The sequence below is a fragment of the Lentisphaera araneosa HTCC2155 genome, from assembly GCF_000170755.1.
Lineage (GTDB): Bacteria > Verrucomicrobiota > Lentisphaeria > Lentisphaerales > Lentisphaeraceae > Lentisphaera > Lentisphaera araneosa.
In genome coordinates, this window is record NZ_ABCK01000023.1 from 41,630 (window position 1) to 58,236 (window position 16,607).

General features: G+C 40.1%; 15 protein-coding genes. 5 read left to right on the forward strand and 10 right to left on the reverse strand.

Features of this window, described 5'->3' with window-relative positions; translation table 11 throughout:
* Nucleotides 1-53 precede the first annotated feature (53 nt).
* Nucleotides 54-1,151, reverse strand: a complete 1,098-nt coding sequence (gene holA, locus LNTAR_RS26095) for a DNA polymerase III subunit delta (protein ID WP_007280363.1) — start codon at nucleotides 1,149-1,151, stop codon at nucleotides 54-56.
* A 185-nt stretch (nucleotides 1,152-1,336) separates the two neighbouring features.
* Here holA and pheA point away from each other — a divergent pair, with 185 nt between their 5' ends.
* Both pheA and LNTAR_RS18925 read left to right on the forward strand, forming a co-directional pair.
* Entirely contained in the window at nucleotides 1,337-2,419 is a 1,083-nt protein-coding gene (pheA, locus tag LNTAR_RS18920) for a prephenate dehydratase (RefSeq protein ID WP_007280364.1), read from the forward strand.
* An 18-nt stretch (nucleotides 2,420-2,437) separates the two neighbouring features.
* Complete coding sequence (locus LNTAR_RS18925; RefSeq protein ID WP_007280365.1) at nucleotides 2,438-5,260, forward strand: metallophosphoesterase family protein; 2,823 nt, start codon at nucleotides 2,438-2,440, stop codon at nucleotides 5,258-5,260.
* 4 nt (nucleotides 5,261-5,264) lie between these two features.
* On the opposite strand, the gene LNTAR_RS18930 is transcribed toward LNTAR_RS18925, so the two are convergent.
* A complete protein-coding gene (locus LNTAR_RS18930; protein WP_007280366.1) occupies nucleotides 5,265-5,960 on the reverse strand; it encodes an SDR family NAD(P)-dependent oxidoreductase in 696 nt (231 codons plus the stop codon).
* A complete protein-coding gene (locus LNTAR_RS18935) occupies nucleotides 5,957-6,532 on the reverse strand; it encodes a nitroreductase family protein (RefSeq protein WP_007280367.1) in 576 nt (191 codons plus the stop codon). Before LNTAR_RS18935 ends, LNTAR_RS18930 begins: the two co-directional genes overlap by 4 nt.
* Before the next feature lie 246 nt (nucleotides 6,533-6,778).
* Between LNTAR_RS18935 and LNTAR_RS18940 the strand changes: the two genes are divergently transcribed.
* From LNTAR_RS18940 to LNTAR_RS18950, 3 genes are all read left to right on the forward strand, one after another.
* Nucleotides 6,779-7,204, forward strand: coding sequence for an Hsp20/alpha crystallin family protein (locus tag LNTAR_RS18940; protein ID WP_007280368.1), 426 nt, complete (start codon nucleotides 6,779-6,781; stop codon nucleotides 7,202-7,204).
* Nucleotides 7,204-7,527 carry an Hsp20/alpha crystallin family protein gene (locus tag LNTAR_RS18945; RefSeq protein WP_007280369.1) on the forward strand — a complete coding sequence of 108 codons (324 nt, stop codon included), beginning with the start codon at nucleotides 7,204-7,206 and terminating at the stop codon, nucleotides 7,525-7,527. Before LNTAR_RS18940 ends, LNTAR_RS18945 begins: the two co-directional genes overlap by 1 nt.
* 100 nt (nucleotides 7,528-7,627) lie before the next feature.
* Entirely contained in the window at nucleotides 7,628-9,013 is a 1,386-nt protein-coding gene (locus LNTAR_RS18950; RefSeq protein ID WP_007280370.1) for a DegQ family serine endoprotease, read from the forward strand.
* A 49-nt stretch (nucleotides 9,014-9,062) separates the two neighbouring features.
* On the opposite strand, the gene LNTAR_RS18955 is transcribed toward LNTAR_RS18950, so the two are convergent.
* The 7 genes from LNTAR_RS18955 to LNTAR_RS18980 all read right to left on the reverse strand — a co-directional run bounded on the left by LNTAR_RS18955 (nucleotide 9,063) and on the right by LNTAR_RS18980 (nucleotide 16,489).
* Nucleotides 9,063-9,515, reverse strand: a complete 453-nt coding sequence (locus LNTAR_RS18955) for a hypothetical protein (RefSeq protein ID WP_007280371.1) — start codon at nucleotides 9,513-9,515, stop codon at nucleotides 9,063-9,065.
* Nucleotides 9,512-9,634, reverse strand: a complete 123-nt coding sequence (locus LNTAR_RS28285; protein ID WP_007280372.1) for a hypothetical protein — start codon at nucleotides 9,632-9,634, stop codon at nucleotides 9,512-9,514. Before LNTAR_RS28285 ends, LNTAR_RS18955 begins: the two co-directional genes overlap by 4 nt.
* Before the next feature lie 115 nt (nucleotides 9,635-9,749).
* Nucleotides 9,750-10,130 carry a hypothetical protein gene (locus LNTAR_RS18960; protein ID WP_007280373.1) on the reverse strand — a complete coding sequence of 127 codons (381 nt, stop codon included), beginning with the start codon at nucleotides 10,128-10,130 and terminating at the stop codon, nucleotides 9,750-9,752.
* Nucleotides 10,130-11,404: a TolC family protein gene (locus LNTAR_RS18965; RefSeq protein ID WP_007280374.1), complete on the reverse strand. Its 1,275-nt coding sequence runs from the start codon at nucleotides 11,402-11,404 to the stop codon at nucleotides 10,130-10,132. Before LNTAR_RS18965 ends, LNTAR_RS18960 begins: the two co-directional genes overlap by 1 nt.
* A complete protein-coding gene (locus LNTAR_RS18970; protein ID WP_007280375.1) occupies nucleotides 11,401-14,802 on the reverse strand; it encodes an efflux RND transporter permease subunit in 3,402 nt (1,133 codons plus the stop codon). The genes LNTAR_RS18965 and LNTAR_RS18970 overlap by 4 nt, the downstream gene beginning before the upstream one ends.
* Nucleotides 14,802-15,863: an efflux RND transporter periplasmic adaptor subunit gene (locus LNTAR_RS18975; RefSeq protein WP_007280376.1), complete on the reverse strand. Its 1,062-nt coding sequence runs from the start codon at nucleotides 15,861-15,863 to the stop codon at nucleotides 14,802-14,804. The genes LNTAR_RS18970 and LNTAR_RS18975 overlap by 1 nt, the downstream gene beginning before the upstream one ends.
* Entirely contained in the window at nucleotides 15,860-16,489 is a 630-nt protein-coding gene (locus LNTAR_RS18980) for a TetR/AcrR family transcriptional regulator (RefSeq protein WP_007280377.1), read from the reverse strand. The genes LNTAR_RS18975 and LNTAR_RS18980 overlap by 4 nt, the downstream gene beginning before the upstream one ends.
* Nucleotides 16,490-16,607: the final 118 nt, after the last annotated feature.

Below are 16,607 nucleotides of genomic sequence, written 5' to 3' on the forward strand. Positions count from 1 at the left end.
ATGGATCATAGGACTGAGAAAGTTTTCGAGATAAAAGCAGATTTATTTAACTTTTAGGCACTTGTTTTCGAGATTATGCGATGAGTTAAACTTTCTAAGATAAGTCTTTTTGAACTGCCACTTTTAAAGAGTTTTTGCATGGAAGTATTTATGAGGTCCATAGCTCCTAGTGTTTCTTTGTTCGAGTAACGACGAGAATCTTCCACAATTAGTTTAAGTCTGTAAGGGTGAAAGCTCACAATCGGATATTTACTTTTATAATATTTGAAAGTATCGGGATCTACAGATTTTAGGGTGGCTTCAAGTTCGCTACTGTTCTTTAATTTCAATGCTTGCATTACGAGTTTGGCTTGGACAAAGTTGTGGAAGAGGGATGAAGCCTGCATGAGTAAGCGCGAGACTAAAGACTCGGGGTCTTTTTCGCGACTCATGAGTATGTTAAGTGAATTGAGAGCTATCTCTAGACTACGCTTTGATAGTGCATTGGAATAGATCCAAGCATCAGCGGCTTCGTTGCCACTAATAACATTTTGTACTTGATTAAGGTTGATTGGGTTTTGGCCGTTAGCATAGCACCACAGCGTTTCGAGAGTGGGCTGGACTCGTTGGGTGTCATTTCCTAAGCAGGTGACTAAATAATCGAGGGCTTGAGGCTGAATGGATAAATGCATTTCATTGGCCTGTTCGCGAACAATTTGAGTCATTTCTACTTGCCAATTACGATTTTTTTTCTCAGGTTTATTAAAGAGGTGAACTTCACCATTTTTTGAGCAGGCTTTGTAGAGGGCTTTGCGCTTGTCGCAATCATTACCACTGATAACGAAGTTGATATTATCAGCGGGGAATTGGCTGATTTGCTCTACAAGATTACGGATTTCTAGAGCAGTCGCCGATTTTGAGGTCCCATTTTCTTGTTTGAAAGCGGGAAAATCATCTAACCAAATCGTTTTTTTGCCAAAGAAGGGTGGAGACATGTAAGAGAGTATGGTTCGTTTAAGCATCTCATCGGGGCTTTCACTCTCTTGGCGACTAATGACCTCCAATGCAAAAGGGTCAGTGGAGCCTTCGCTGAGTATTTCAACGAGCTCTTTCGCTTTGAGCTTGATGCGAGCTTCATCGTTTCCGCTGATAAGGTGGAGTGCTGAGGTCATTAGCGATCCTTAAGTTTTCTATAATTTAGGGTCAATATATCTACGATTGAAGCAAAGTTCATCTAGGTGAGCTTAAAAACTCCCAAGTTTTAGTCGTGGGAAGGTAAAATTAAACTTTTAGGTTTGAAGGCTCAAGTTTCTGAACTTTATTAGCATAATTATAATGTGTATTTAAAAAAGTGTTTATGAAGAAAAATTTGAGTGAGTTGCGATCTGAAATAGATCGTTTAGACCGTAGCATAGTAGCGATGATTAATGAACGTTACACATACGTACGCCAAGTAGGGGATTGGAAACATGCGAATTCTAGCGAAATTTATGTTCCAGAAAGAGAGAAAGCACTCCTCGAAAAATTAGAAACAATCAACGAGGGACCTCTAAAGAATGAGACGCTACATGCCATATATCGCGAAATTATGTCTGGAGCAATTGCCTTAGAATCACCGGTGAAAATTGCATTTCTTGGGCCTGAAAATACATTTTCTCATCAAGCAGCCTTATCAAAATTTGGTCGTAGTGTTTCCTATATGGCTAAAAATAGTATTGCCGATGTCTTCGAGGCAGTGGATAGAGCTAAAGTTGATTATGGAGTTGTTCCAATAGAAAATTCAACAGAAGGTGCAGTTACTTACACTTTGGATATGTTTAATCAGGCTGAGGTAAGTATTTGTGCAGAGATTAATTTGGCGGCTCATCAGAACCTCATGGCTCGCTGTGCTAAAGAGCAAGTGAGAGTGATTTATTCTCATCCTCAAGCTTTAGCTCAGTGTCGTATTTATCTACACAATAATTTCCCTTTAGTGCCACAAGTTGAAGTTCGTTCTACTGCTGAAGCAGCGAAACGAGCTGCACTGGACGATCATGCTGCTGCGGTAGCAAGTGGTCTAGCCGCAGATGCCAATGGACTCAATATACTTGATGGGTCAATTGAAGATAATTCTCGAAACGTAACGCGTTTCCTAGTTATTGCTCGTCAAAATCCTAAGCCAACTGGAGATGATAAGACTTCAATCGTTTTTGCTTTAAAAGATAAAGTTGGTGCCTTAATGGAGTGTTTAGCTGCCTTCGGTACACAGGGTGTGAACATGAGCATGATTGAGTCAAGACCAGCAAAAACTCACCAAGGCGAGTATTTATTTTTTGTGGACTTTAATGGTCATCGCACAGATGAAAATGTCTTAAACCTTATCGAAGAGCTTAAAAAACATTGCCTCTACGTAAAAGTGCTTGGATCGTTTCCTTGTGGCTTGAGCATAGCGGCGGATTAACTAGGTATATTATAACAAATGCGCTACGCAATAGTAACAGATATCCATGCCAACTGGCAATCTTGGAGTGTTACCTTAAAAGATATTCGCAAGCGCGGCGTTGATAGTATTTTGTGCCTAGGTGATGTGGTCGGTTATGGCCCATCTCCCGTAAAAGTTCTTGAAAGCACTTATGAAAACTGCGATGGTTTTATTCTTGGTAATCACGATGCCGTTATTGGTAATCGCTTAGATTCTGATCTATTCAACGATCACGCAAAACAGATTATTGAGTGGACGCGTGAGCAAATGAGTGATCAAGCAGTTGAACTCTTTGCAAATATGCCTTTGAAAATGGAAGGGCCTGGCTTTGAATGTGCTCATGCGGAATTAGCAGTTCCAGGTCGCTTCGGTTATATTTATCAATCGGAAGATAGCATTGAGTCATTTGGCGCGACACAATCATCTTTGATGTTTGTTGGCCATACTCATTTGCCCGGATATTTCCAATGTGATATAAGAAAAGGTGAAGTGAAGAAATGTGATCCACTTCAATTCCAAATACAAAAGGATTTTCGTTATTTAGTTAATGCAGGATCAACGGGAGATCCCCGGGATGGCTCACTCAAGTCAAGTTATGTGATCTACGATGCGGTTAAACAGACGGTTGAGTTCTGTTATGTTCCCTTTGATGTGGAAGCTTATAAGCAGGAAGTCTTAAAGGCTTCGATCCCCGCAAGAAATTATTTTTTACAGGTGTACTCGGGTCAATTAGAAGAAACTGAAACGCTACGCGATATGCGTATTTCAACCGAAGGCATGGCGAAAGAAGTCAAACGAAAACCGGTAAAACTCAATGCGAACTCCGCAAAACGTAAAAATGTTAACTTTCGAAAAGTGGATACTCGACGTATTGCCAAGCGAGCAGCGTCATCCAAAACTATTGAAGAAGAAGGATCCAGAAGAAGAGTAGTTCCAAGAGAGTCGGGAGCGAAGAAGAGTAACTCTATTTTGATGATTACTGGTGGTGGCTCGTTATTACTCATCATTATTTCTTTAGTGATCTTTTTTATGGGGGGAGAGGATAAGAAAGAAGCAGAACTTGTTGCTCAAGAAAAGGTAGAAAGTAAAGAGCCGCCTTCTGAAGAAGAAGCCCTGCAACGAGCTCTACATAATGTACCAACTCAACCTGGTCTTAAGGACGCAAAAGTTGGAAGCTTAGGTTTTGAGAAGAGAAATATTCCCCAAGACCAACAGGTGCACGGGAAAAATGGTTGGGATGTCATTTCTGATTTTGATGTGATGAAGGAAGGTTGGTTAATGCACTCACAGGTACCTCGAAAAGCAATTTTTAGAAGTGAGGAAATTCATCAGAAATATTTAGAAAATGCTAAATTTAGATCTCATGATTTTTTACATACTTATGTGGTGAGAGTTCAAGATAAAAGCCTATTTAGAATCTACAGCCCAGGATTTTTACTGAAAAAAGATTTTTTACATTTGCAGAAAGATTATCAGGGTGAGAGTATAAAACTTTATTTGATCAAAGATGGTTCAACAACCGCCGAATCGATCATTCCTTATAGCGAAGATCAAAAGGCGGTAGCGACTATAAATGTTAAGGACTTTAAAAAAGAGCGTGTCCGCTTTTTAATTGATGGCAATGAAATTGAAAAGGGTGATTACCTTCAAATAGATAATTTGGGTCAGTCTACTAGTCAGTCCGGTCATTTAGTTAGAAGGCCTTTGTCCTCAGAGACTGGTGATGGTAGAATGTTCGTCTCTAGTTTATTGTGGGGGAACCCTAGGGACGCTGTCAAAAATTTAGATGATTTGGCTAAAGATTTATTTGGTGTAAATGCGAAACTCTTGAGAGGGCAGGTAGCCGAGCTTGGCGTTTTGTACGATGAAGCGCTTGCCTACTTAACAGGGAAAGTTGGTCAGCGAATTGATTTGCAACTCGCAGGTATGGAGGCCCCCCGAAAGTTAGAATTTCAACAAGGTAAAAGTGAGGACGTATTTCAAGTTGAAATTGATGGACGTAGCTATGCTTTTTATCCTTTTGAGCTTCATCCCGAGTATTTGAGTCAAATTATTAGTCAAGAATCTCAAGTCTTAGGGCTCATAAAAAAGTATCAGTCGCTACACGACTTTTATTCTAGTGAAGATTTTCCAGCTCAGAAACTTTACAAAAAATTTAATTACATTGTCTTTGCAAATGAAATAAAAATTCAAAGTAAGAAATTAAATGATGAGGTCAGTATCTCTTTAAATGCCGACAATGCTCAAGCTGTTTTTAAGGCAGAGAATAAACCGGAAATAAAAATTTCTTTACCTTACTTGATGCCGGTGAAGAGAGTTGACGTAGACAAATTAGACTTTGGTAAAGTCTTGACTTTGAGTAGAGATTCTAAACAGCTTTGGCAGGGAGCTGGAGAACAAAATTTATTTCATACACACAATTATAATTCCTATATAATGGGACAAGATATCTCTGCCTATGCCAGTATTGATGGTGAGCGATTATCTAGTATGGATTTACTTAATTTGAATAGGTCGTTGCAATCGGATACAGAATTTTCACTCAGTTTTGATAAGCCTACACAAGCCGATTATATACGCATACTTTTTTGGTCGCCAGTGGGTTTGGAAGACGATAGTACTTTCTATTTAAAGGTACGGCATAAGGAAGAAGGGATGACGCGTGGTAACTTAACTTTTCAGGGAGTTTTACGCCCTTATAAGGGACTGAATTATATGACTCTTGCTTTACCGGCAGAAAAACTTAAAAGTATAGACCTTGAGTTTGGGTTAAGTGAGTCGATAACTATTCGTTCTATAAAGCTTTTCAGAACGAAGTAAGGCTCTAGTTCATCTTTCGAATATCTACAAAAGATCCACTCGGGTAAGACTTGAGTTCTTCAAATACATTTGGTAGTTTGATGGCGAGCTCGTCAGCGGTCGGCATATTTTCTGTTCCTCGAGCACTCTGAATGCGTTCTAATGAAGTGAAATCCCCAATATCATCTATTGCGCAGAGTTGATCTTGCATGGCGGTATCGACTAGCCCTGGTGCAAAAGCACAGAAATGTGTTTGAGTGAACTCTTTCGCATAAAGACTTGTCATCATATTAAGTGCAGCCTTTGAAAGTGAGTAGCCATTCCATCCACGACTACCATTTACAGAGGCTCCAGAAGATAGTGTAATAATTTGCTCAGTTCGTTTTTCCTTACATATGTAATCAATAATTACTTTGTTTGACCATAAGTTGATGTCCATCGCCTGCTTCAGAGCATCAAGAGGAGCATCTTGGAGATCTTTGATTTCTCCTAATACTCCTGCGTTGAGGATTGCTAAATCGATTTGGTCAATTTCTGAGAGCAATTGCGATAGGAGGGGTTCTATGTCTTCAAGTTTTGATAAATCACATGCTAGCCATTGCACGCCCTTGTTGGGGCAAGGACGACGACTCAGGCCATAGACTTCGTGGCCTTCAGCGAGGTATTGTGAGGCTAAAGCAAGACCTATTCCACTACTAACTCCAGTAATGAATACCTTCATTCAGTAATCCAAGTGATCTTTTCATCTATAGAAGATTTTCTCACCCCATCGTGGACTTCATCTTTTGCGTAGCCAAGGTGAATGAAGCCAATGATGCAATCGTCCTTACCATCAAGGCCTAAAGCCTCCGCTGTTCCAGGGAGATGACTAATCGAGGAACCCCAGTAGGAGCACACACCATGAGCTTCAGCAGTTAACAAGATGTTTTGTGTAGCTGCGGAGACAGCACAGAGTTCTTCGATTAAAGGGATTTTACAAGCTTCAGTTCTCTTCATTCCAACTGCAATGATAACAGGGGCTAAGAGTGCATTAGACTGCCATTTCTTGAGCTTTTCAGGTGGGTAGACATCTGGGTTCTCATTATAGATCTTTTCGATTAGGTCCTGGAATTTGATTCGACCCTTGCCAGAAAATACAGTAAAGCGCCAAGGTTCAGTGCGCCCGTGGTTGGGTGCCCAATTAGCACTCTCCAAAATTTCCTTTAAAACGGCTTCGGGGATTTCTTCTTCGGTAAAGTTTGCGGGTTTAACGGTTCTGCGTTTGGAGATTAATTTAAATATATCGCTGCTCATGAGTTCCCTTATTGTTTTTATTTTTATAATTTAGTCCGCTTTGATAAGGAGCAAATCTATTCCGTGTCAAAATATCACAAATTGAGTGCCAGCAATGTGTCAGTATGACGGTAGCTGAATATGTTTCCTTATGGTCGTATTTATGTAAAGTGTTTATTACTAATATTTTGAGGTTTATTTTTGTTGTTTGTGCACGGCTTCTTTTATTTATCTTTCACACAAATTATAAAACATAAGGAGAAAAAAATGTATAAGAATAAATTTGTATTGGACCCTTGGTCTTCATTAGATAAGATCTTTAATAACTTCAACCATAGCCTTTCGACTCGAGAAGGTGATCAGTACCCAAAAGTGCACACCATTAAAGGCGAGAATGAATTAACACTGAGTTTTGAATTACCTGGAGTTGACCCAGAAAAGGTAGAGTTGACATACAAAGAAGATTCTTTGAACCTTAAGGCTGAGCGTAAAATTTTAGTTGAAGACGGACAGAAAATCTTAAGAAGTGAGCGTCCACAAGGACGATTTGAAAGAAATTTCATTCTCCCTTTTAAAGTCGATGAAGATAAAGTAAAAGCACAATATAAGGATGGAATCTTGACAGTGAAGCTTCAAAAAGAAGCGGCTCAAGCATCAAAGAAAATTTCAATTCAAACACAAGGAGTTGCATAATGAAACACAAAGTTCAACCATTAGTCGATATTGTCGATTCAGCAGAAAATTTTTATCTTTATTTTGATTTGCCAGGAGTTAATGAGTCGGATTTGGATGTGGGAGTCGAAGGGCATGTACTTAGTGTTCAGGCTAAGCAGCTTATAGGAGACCCAGATAAACCGGAGACATATAGAGAAAAGAATTATGAATGTCACTACGAATTAGGTGAAACAATTGATGTAGAAAAGATTAAAGCAAAACTCGATCAGGGTGTTTTGAAGCTCGATTTGCCAAAAATCGCTAAAAAAGGGCCCTCAAAAATCAAGATTGACGTTGCTTAATTATGAAAAATAAAAAAAATGGAACATCTTAATGTATCATTTGCTAGCCCCTACCATCAGATGGGGCTAGTACATTTAAAAATTCAACATTGGAGATAGCATGAAAAAAATACTCTGTTTCACAGCTATGGCCTTACTTGCAAGTCCAGCTTTAGCGGAAGAAGATGTAAAAAAAGAAATTTCACAACTTAAACAAACCAGTCGAGCATTTGCGCATGTCGCAAAAAAAGTCTCGCCAGCAGTAGTGCAAATACGTGTGGAAAAGGATGTAGAGCGAAGAAGCAGGGGACGTAATAGTCAACAAGAAGAATTTTTACGTCGTTTTTTTGGTCAAGCACCAGAAAGAAATAAAGAAGAAGAGGAACCCCGTAAGCGTCGCGAAGAAGTCGGTCAGGGTTCAGGATTTATTATCTCTGAAGATGGCTACGTCTTAACAAATAATCACGTTATTGGTGAGGCCGACCACATTAAAGTGAGTTTAGCTGATGGGCGCGAACTTGAAGCCAAAGTTATTGGTAAAGATCCTAAGTCTGATGTGGCAGTTGTGAAAGTTGATGCCAAAGATTTACCTACATTAGCGCTCGGTGATTCATCTAAACTCGAAATTGGTGAGTGGGTAATGGCGATTGGTAATCCCTTTGGACTCTCCCATACAGTGACAGCAGGTATTGTTTCGGCAAAAGGACGCAACAGTGTCGGTATCACAGATTACGAAAACTTCATTCAGACTGATGCTGCTATTAATCCTGGTAATTCAGGGGGTCCATTAGTTGATCTCGATGGAAATGCAGTGGGAATCAATACAGCAATTTTTAGTCAGAGTGGTGGTTATATGGGCATCGGTTTTGCCATTCCTATTGATATGGTGAAGAATATTACTGAGCAACTCATTGCCGATGGCTCCGTTACGCGTGGTTTTATAGGTATCTACATGCAGGAATTAACCTCTGAGTTAGCGGAAAGTTTTGGAGTTAAATCGGGTATTTTGATTTCTCAAGTGAGTCCTGGTTCTCCAGCTGAAGACGCTGGTCTGCTCTCGGGTGATGTCATTGTAAAACTTAAAGGGAAAGCCATTAAGAATTTGGCTGACTTCAGAAATAAGATTGCCATGGAAAAACCTGGAGACAAAATCTTACTAGATATCATTCGTGAAGATAAAGAAAAAGAAGTTAAGATTGTGGTTGGTTCACGCGATAAAGTTTTAGCTAAAGTAGAAAAGTATGGACTCACGGTGGAAGAGACGAGTTCTATAGATGCAAAGGAATTTGGTTCTGATCTTCCGGAAGGTTTAATTATTACACAAGTAAAGGCCAATTCTATTGCGGAAGATGCGGGCTTGCGAGCTGGAATGGTTATTGCGCAGGTTAATCGCCGAAGTGTAAAGACTACAAAAGAATATAACGAAGCTTTATCTTTAAAGCCTGGCCAAGCTTTACTGCTAGTGAAAGCGAATGGCGTCTCGCGCTATGTGCTCTTAAAGAAATAAGAACTCATTCAAATGAAATAAAAAAAGGTCCGTATTTACGGGCCTTTTTTTATGGATTTGAGGAAGCCGGAGTAATTTTAGTTACGGGATAAATTGGGTATGAGCTATGGTTTTTAGTGACGTAATCATGTCTCCAATTCAGGATGACTTTGTCGCCTTCTTTAAGTGTTTTGGGAAGTGGGTAAACATTATCCAAAGGCTGTTTGTTAAAGTCACTCACTTGAAAATGGAATTGCTTTTGTTTAGCGCCGTATTTGCCAGTCTTTACGAATTTGGTGTATTCTAAAATTGTAAAAGAGGCGATTTCTCCCGATTTACCGCACTTATCAGGACATTCAGTCGTGCGACCCATGCATTTTTTGTATTTTACACCATCGAATCTGGCAATAGTTTCATGAATGGCTAGATTTTCGCGTTTATCATAAGGTTCGGGAGCTTTGTTAGAGTAACAGGAGCTAAATAAAAAAAAGGAAAAAACTATTAATAATAGTGATTTCCTCATTTTCTTCTGCGTCGCAGTCTCTTAACTGTAACGGGGACTGGACGAGGTTTTACTTCTGGAGCTTTCATGACTTGAGCGATAGCAACAAGTGCAAGAAGAGCAATAATTAAACTAGTCATAATTTTTCCCGTTGGTGTTTCTGTTACAAAGCTAAACTAACACGAATTTGGATCAAATACAAAAAAAAATATAACAAGATCGAAATTATCTTAACATTTTTTTCATGAAAGACTTTTAATCGTAGACCTCATGGCACTTATCACAGGACCTTTTGACGAAGGTCCATTTATCGAGTCGTTCTTCTAGGCTCATTTTTGGGAGATTGGCTACGAATTGATCAATAGCCTCAGCCACACGTTTCGCTTCATCTTGAAAGAGTGTGTCTGGGTGATTGAGAGCGATTAAATCATGGCTCTCTTTTTGTAGAATATGTAGTTGATCTAACCAGTCTGATTTTTGTGGGTGTTTGGCCTTTTGCATACGGTTAAGCAACCAAGTAGGCTCATCCATGTTTTCCATGATTTCATCAATTTGGACAGACTTATAGTGATAGTTAGGTTCTGAGCTCGTACAGCTGAACAATAGGGTGCTTAGGAGTAGGATATTTTTTTTCATTATTGCTTTAAATATAATAAGTTTTCACGAAGAACTTGCATCTGATAAATGATCGAAAGCAAGCGGTAGCGGGATTCAACTAACTGTAGATTAACATCGCTAACTTGCAAGAGGGTTAAGAGGCCAGCGCGGTATTGTTCGCGGGCAATTGTGTAGTTTTCTTCGGCAAATTCTAAAGCTTTTTTTTCGTTATAGATTTGTTCTGCAAGGCTTTCCCATTGGCTTTCGAGTTGGAGGTAGATGCGTGTGCGTTCTCTAATCTCTGCTTTGACCGAGAAATCATTGGCAAGAATGTTTTTTGACTCAAATAATTGACGTGAGCCGCGTTGTTTGCCATCTAAGATAGTCCAGTTTAATGTAACTCCCACGAGCCAGCCATCTTCGAGATCATCAGTTTCAGGCCCTGTGACACCAGCACTCGCTAAACCGTAGAGTTCAGGTGCATATTCAGATTTGACTTGTTCAATCTTGGTTCGTGACACATTTGAGTCCGCTTCCAGGATGGCAATTTCCAAACTCTTATCGAGCATGGTTTTGACTTGAACTAAAAGCTTTTCTACATTTTTTGGAGGTACTAAAGTTTCTAATGATTTAATTTTTGCGGTGACTTCGCCAATCGAGGAGGCGAAAGCAAACATACTTTCGTTGAGTCGAGATTGTTGTGCACGCGTTGTGTTTAAGGATTGCATCTTAGTCACTTTTGTTTGCAAGACATCGACACGACTTAAGGTACCGACTTCAAATAAACTCTCGGTATCTTGCTCTTCTTCTTCACTGAGTTTTAAACGTTCTTTGGCCACTTCTAAGCCAGCTTGTTCAAAGATGTAGCTCCAGTAATCGAGTCGAGCCTTAAAGCTGAGGTCACGAATCATCATGGCATTTTGTAAACGGCTCAATTTAACTTCGGCTAAGCCTTCTTCTAAGGCCCATTTTTTACGGCCAAAACCATAGAGGTATTGACTGATTTTCAGAGAACTACTTAGGCGTTCATCCTCATCATTGTCATAGCCAAAGGCTAGAGGTTCACTACTCTCAAAAAGGTTTTCGTATCCTGCAGTTACATCGCCTTGAGTTTTAAAACGGGCAATGCGAAGATCTTTATTAACTTCAGTTTGTTGGATGCGAATTTCGCTATTGCGAATTTCGCTTAGGTTCTTGATGACAAGTGAACGAATGTCATCGAGTTTAATTTCGAGTGCTTTGGCTACTTCGCTATCTTGAGCCTGTACAGCCATAAGCGTGAAAAGGCATAATATGGTGAGATGTTTTTTCATCTTTCCTCCAAGGTATTGTGAAAACGTTTGAAAAACTTATTGCGTCGAAACTTCTCTAATATTTCGAAAAGTACAGGTATAATTAAAAGAGTCATGCTCGTACTCACAGTTAAGCCTGCAATAAATGCGGTGGCAAAAGGGCTCCAGGCAATACTGAAATCAGGAATTCCAATAGCCATGGGGAGTAAACCAGCAATGGTAGTGAAGGTGGTCATCATAATAGGTCGCATACGTTGATGTCCGGCAGTCAGTAGGGCTTGCTGTAATGGTAAGCCATCTTTGATACGTTGATTGATAAAGTTAATTAAAACAATCGCATCATTAATCACGAGTCCAGTCAAACCGACCATGGCCATGAAGCCATTAACAGTCAAAAAGGAGCGTTCGGGACGAATGCTGCCCTCGGGGAGTAAATCTGAGCCAATGCCGAGTAAAGCCATAACAATGATAACGCCAGTAAAACTGAAGACGATATTGGACATAATGAGTAATGGTTGAAGATAACTGCGGAATTGACTAGCTAAAATTCCGTAGATGAGAATGATTGCGAGCAAAAAAGCTGATGCTAAGGAGCGGTAGCTTTTGCCAGTACTTTCGGATTCACCTCCAAAAGAAATGACTGTGCCAGGATAATTGGCTCGATTTTCTAGCCACCACTTATTGAGCCTTGAACTAACATTAATAGCGCCGATTTTGGTGTCTTCATCAAGGTTGCCGGAAATGGTCACGATGCGTTGGAAATCCCAGCGAATGAGTGAAGAAGAAACGGTTGATGAAGTAAAATGACCGAGGTCACTAAATAAGACTCGTTTCCCATCCGCTTGATTAATAAAGGGGATGTTAAGTAAATCAACGGGATCTTGTATATGGCTTTCGGCTAAACGTAGCTTGAGGGGAATATCTTCGTCGGAGCGCCTAAAGTCAGCTATGTAGGCACCATCTAAACTATCTGCAATAAAGCGCTGGACATCGACTTCTGAGAGCTTTAGCCCTGCAAGCTTTTCACGATCAATTTTAAATGAAAGGATATTGGAGCGCAGTTGACGATCGTGTTTAAGATCAATGATGCCTTTTAGACTATTGTTGGATTCCTCGTCTAAATAGGACATGATATCATCGACGGCTCTCATGATGGTTTCGTCATTATTCCCAGAGACACGAACATTTATGGGGAGGCCTACGGGGGGACCGTCTTTAGCTGAAACAACTTCTAAATCTATACCATTTACTTCGAACTCATTTTCTAGTTCTGTGCGCGTATCGCGAATGAAACCTGCCGCATCGGTAAATTCGCGTTCAGCTTTCGGGGGTAATTCGGCCATGATGAATCCGTACTGATTACTCATGACAGGTTTGTAATCTAAGTCAACCAACATGCCTGATTGAGCTGTAGTGCTTGAAATACTTTTTGGCCCTTTAGCCATAAGTTTTTCACTTATTTTACGCACAACTTTATCTGTTTCTTCCATTGGAGTCCCTCCAGGCATGCGCACATAGATTTGCATGATTGATGTGTTGTCAGGAAAAAAAACAAGTTTAAGTAAAGGAGTGAAGCCAAATGCGGGCATGATAATAATGAAGATAGCAATTAAAAAGAGGAGGCCCGAAGATAAGATACTGATGACCGGGTGGTTTAGGCACCAATTTAAGCAGGTGTGATAAAAGCGAGAGATTTTACCCAAGAGTCCTTCGCGATTCAAGAAGTCATCTAAACATTCTTCTTTATGGGTCTCGGGAGCGGAATCTCGTCCCAATAAGTTTTCTAAATCGATGACGTGAAGGGGCAATAAGATGAGGCATTCAATAATACTGATGGCTAGGGCAGTACAAACTGCGATGGGGACAAGAGAGAAAAAGTCGCCCACGGAACCTGTCATCAAGAGTAAAGGTAGGAAGGCCGCCATAGTTGTTAATGTGGCACTTAGTACTGGCCAAAAAACTTCTGAAGTTCCATCAATTACGGCGATTTTGATTTTTTTACCCATTTCACGATGGCGTTGAATATTTTCTATAACAACAATCGCATCATCAACCACAATACCCGAGACTAAAACAAAACCTAATAGAGTAAGCTCATTAATGGATTGGCCCGTGAGATAAAAGATAAGTAAACTGCCTAAGAAACTAAAAATAATTCCCGAAATAGTGAGGACCGCAGCTCGGCAGGCATACATAACGAAGCAAGCTAAGACGCCAATGGCAATTGCTTGGACGAGGGTTGAGCTAGAAGCATAACTAACCACGGTTGCGGAGAGCGCAATAACAGTGCCGATAGTCGTGAGTTTCTTGCTTCTTTTCGCTAAAAATATGAAGAGGAGGTACATCACGAAGATAATGGAAAGAACTAGACTTTCTGATAAGACTCCGAGGCCATCTTTAATTTTCTTAGTAGTATCGAGTGTATAGACAATTTCAAATGAATATTGGTCATAATCTTTTTTGAAAAGTTCAACAGCCTCTTTGACATCGCTTTTAATTTTAAAGGCATTTCCTGAGCGTAGTTTGAGAACTTTACACGCGGTAGAATCGGCAGCATTGATACTATTAATTAAGTTGCCTTGAAGTTTACGAATCCCCGATTCCTCATCAATGACTAAGTCACCAACTGTAACTTGGTTGCCATCACCATCTTGTCGAATCGTGATGCTGTATATGTCGCTTGATGAGCGATAGCGTTGGTCAATGCGGATTAGGCTTTCTCCTGCAGAACTAGTGATACTTCCTGAGGGGGGTGCTTGACCAGCAAGGCGCATTTTTGCAGCTACATCTTGAAGTGTAATTCTATTTGCATCGAGTTTTTGAGGATCTAGGGCAATAGTATATTGTTCTTGATTATCTCCTAGGAGTAAGACTTTTTTAACTTTATCTATTTGCTCTAGTCTAAGTCTTAGGTCCTTAGCTAGCAGAACTAGCGTTCTTTTTGGTAAAGGATTCGCGTCATTTTTTGAAATTAGATTGACTTGGATGACAGGTAGCCATTCATCTACATCAGCTTCTGAGAAAAAAGGAGTTAATGGTTCGCCATTTTGAACAGGGAGTCGATTTTGGATTCCCATGACGCGAAAGCGCAGCTCGTTATATAGGGCTTTGTAATCTGTGTCATCAACAAACTTTACATTTATGTTTGAACGGTCAGCTTGGGAAGTAGATTTAATATAATCGAGGTCTTCCATACCACGCAAACTGTCTTCAATCTCCTCTGTCACGAGTCTTTCGACTTCGTCAGGCGTGGCTCCTGGATACATGGTAGAGATTTGAACTTCCCCGAAGGTGAAATTAGGGAATTGCTCGACAGGCATATTGGGGAGTGCAATGGTCGCACTAAAGATGATCATCCCAACAAAGATGATGTTCAGCAAGACTCCCTGCCTCAGAAAAAATGCAATAAAATTTTTCATTACTTTCTCTTAACTAAAATGCTTTTTTCGGGGATGTCACTTTTTTTGATAATGTAAGAGTTTTTATTTCTTCGTAATGCTTGGAAAATGATTTTGTTTCCTTTCTCATCTAAGAGCCAAGTTTGTTCGAGGCCCATGTGCACAAATTCGTTAGGTACAATGACGGCTGGGGATGGGTAGTCAACTGCTAACTCAAGTTTCACCTCTAAGCCTCCTGAGGGATCTGCAAACTGATCACCGGCCACTCTCAGTTCTACATGGCGTTTACGGCTCACGGGGTCATAGTTTCGATCACTTCGGTGGAGTTTGGCTCTTAACTGCTTTTCTTTATATTTGAGTTGTATAGGTGATTTGGTGAGTACTTCATACTCTTCTTGGCTAATTCGAAAATCAATACTCAATTCCTGAGTGTCGACTATTTGACAAATGACTTCATTCGCATTTAGCCAACTACCTGCTTCGCTGATTTGATGGTTTAATATCCAGCGCTTAGGTCCGTAAATATAGTGGCGAGCAAGCTTTTCTTTAACAAGTTCTGAGGCAACTTCGGCCTCTGTGATTTTTTGTTTTTGTAAAGCAATATTTTGATTCACTTCAATCAAGGTGAGCTCGGATTGGTCATATTCATATGAAACTCTATCGAAGTTTGATTTGGCGATTTTCCCGTCATCACTCAAGCGACTAATGCGGTCCATTTCGAGTTTGCGGTACTTCACATTTCTTTTTTCAAGAAGGGCTCGAGCTTCTTGAGTTTTTAGAGTTTGTTTTTGGCTTTCTAGGGCGGCGTGCGAAGCTTTGAGCTCTAACTCAACTAAACTCGTGTCCTGCTTGGCAATAAGGATTTTATCGCTTGATCCTTTAAGGGTAGAGCCTTCGGTCACTTCATAAGAGATTAATCTAGCCGCATATTCAGCTTCCACATCGATGACTTTACATGGTTGGGTGAAGCCCATAATAACTCGTGTTAATTTTGCAGGGTGCTTATGGGGCTCCCAAGTTTTTTCATTCGCATTAATAAATAAGCACGAACAGAAGGTCAGTGCAATGAGCAAATTTTTCATTTGATGAATTCCTCCAGACGGTGGGGTTCTTTGAGTATTAAATTGAGGTACATGTTGGCCATGCGTTCAGGTCGAGTGAGTAACTCGTCTTCGTTGGCCCATTGCATTTGCCAAATCAAGCCATCTATCGTTGCAACTATGAAGCACGCTAAGTCTTCAGGATTGTCAATATCACGAAAGTATCCTTGCTCTAAACCTTTTTGGTAATCGGCGAGAGCTAAACTTTGCCAATGAGCCACTTTTAGTTGGAATTCTTGACTGACAATAGTTTTAATTTGCGGATTCGTAGCAATTAAGAGTGAGAGTTCATAGAAGAGGCGGTTCTCTTCAACGCCTTTTTTGAAAAACTCCGAAAGCACTGTGTGGATGGTCGTGTAGATGATTTTGACAGGATTATTATTACTTTCTTCAAAGGCCTCAACCAAGCTGTCAAGGCTCGCTTCAACTGCTTGGCAATTTTCTATACAGCAATACATGAGCAACTCCTCTTTAGAGTTGAAGTATTCGTAAATAGTTCCTTTCCCGATGTTTGCGTCTTTAGCAATCTTTGAGATTGTTGTGCTCGCAAAGCCTCGGTCTTTAAAGTTTTTGCTCGCTGCTTCTAAAATTTTTTCACGTTTATCCATTATCATCCTTCTTGACTGACCAGTCGGTCGGTTCTTAAAGCTATAACTTAGTCAGAAGAAAACAAAGTTATTTGGCAAGGAATTATGTACTTATTTGTTGACTAAGCAAAAATAGTAT

What these genes read in the sequence shown, in the direction of transcription:
- LNTAR_RS28285 (WP_007280372.1), bottom strand. Translation starts at nt 9,634, where the DNA reads ATGACTAGTTTAATTATTGCTCTTCTTGCACTTGTTGCTATCGCTCAA.
- LNTAR_RS18975 (WP_007280376.1), bottom strand. Translation starts at nt 15,863, where the DNA reads ATGAAAAATTTGCTCATTGCACTGACCTTCTGTTCGTGCTTATTTATT.
- LNTAR_RS18945 (WP_007280369.1), top strand. Translation starts at nt 7,204, where the DNA reads ATGAAACACAAAGTTCAACCATTAGTCGATATTGTCGATTCAGCAGAA.
- LNTAR_RS18935 (WP_007280367.1), bottom strand. Translation starts at nt 6,532, where the DNA reads ATGAGCAGCGATATATTTAAATTAATCTCCAAACGCAGAACCGTTAAA.
- LNTAR_RS18930 (WP_007280366.1), bottom strand. Translation starts at nt 5,960, where the DNA reads ATGAAGGTATTCATTACTGGAGTTAGTAGTGGAATAGGTCTTGCTTTA.
- LNTAR_RS18960 (WP_007280373.1), bottom strand. Translation starts at nt 10,130, where the DNA reads ATGAAAAAAAATATCCTACTCCTAAGCACCCTATTGTTCAGCTGTACG.
- LNTAR_RS18970 (WP_007280375.1), bottom strand. Translation starts at nt 14,802, where the DNA reads ATGAAAAATTTTATTGCATTTTTTCTGAGGCAGGGAGTCTTGCTGAAC.
- LNTAR_RS18950 (WP_007280370.1), top strand. Translation starts at nt 7,628, where the DNA reads ATGAAAAAAATACTCTGTTTCACAGCTATGGCCTTACTTGCAAGTCCA.
- LNTAR_RS18940 (WP_007280368.1), top strand. Translation starts at nt 6,779, where the DNA reads ATGTATAAGAATAAATTTGTATTGGACCCTTGGTCTTCATTAGATAAG.
- LNTAR_RS18965 (WP_007280374.1), bottom strand. Translation starts at nt 11,404, where the DNA reads ATGAAAAAACATCTCACCATATTATGCCTTTTCACGCTTATGGCTGTA.
- LNTAR_RS18925 (WP_007280365.1), top strand. Translation starts at nt 2,438, where the DNA reads ATGCGCTACGCAATAGTAACAGATATCCATGCCAACTGGCAATCTTGG.
- LNTAR_RS18980 (WP_007280377.1), bottom strand. Translation starts at nt 16,489, where the DNA reads ATGGATAAACGTGAAAAAATTTTAGAAGCAGCGAGCAAAAACTTTAAA.
- pheA (WP_007280364.1), top strand. Translation starts at nt 1,337, where the DNA reads ATGAAGAAAAATTTGAGTGAGTTGCGATCTGAAATAGATCGTTTAGAC.
- LNTAR_RS18955 (WP_007280371.1), bottom strand. Translation starts at nt 9,515, where the DNA reads ATGAGGAAATCACTATTATTAATAGTTTTTTCCTTTTTTTTATTTAGC.
- holA (WP_007280363.1), bottom strand. Translation starts at nt 1,151, where the DNA reads ATGACCTCAGCACTCCACCTTATCAGCGGAAACGATGAAGCTCGCATC.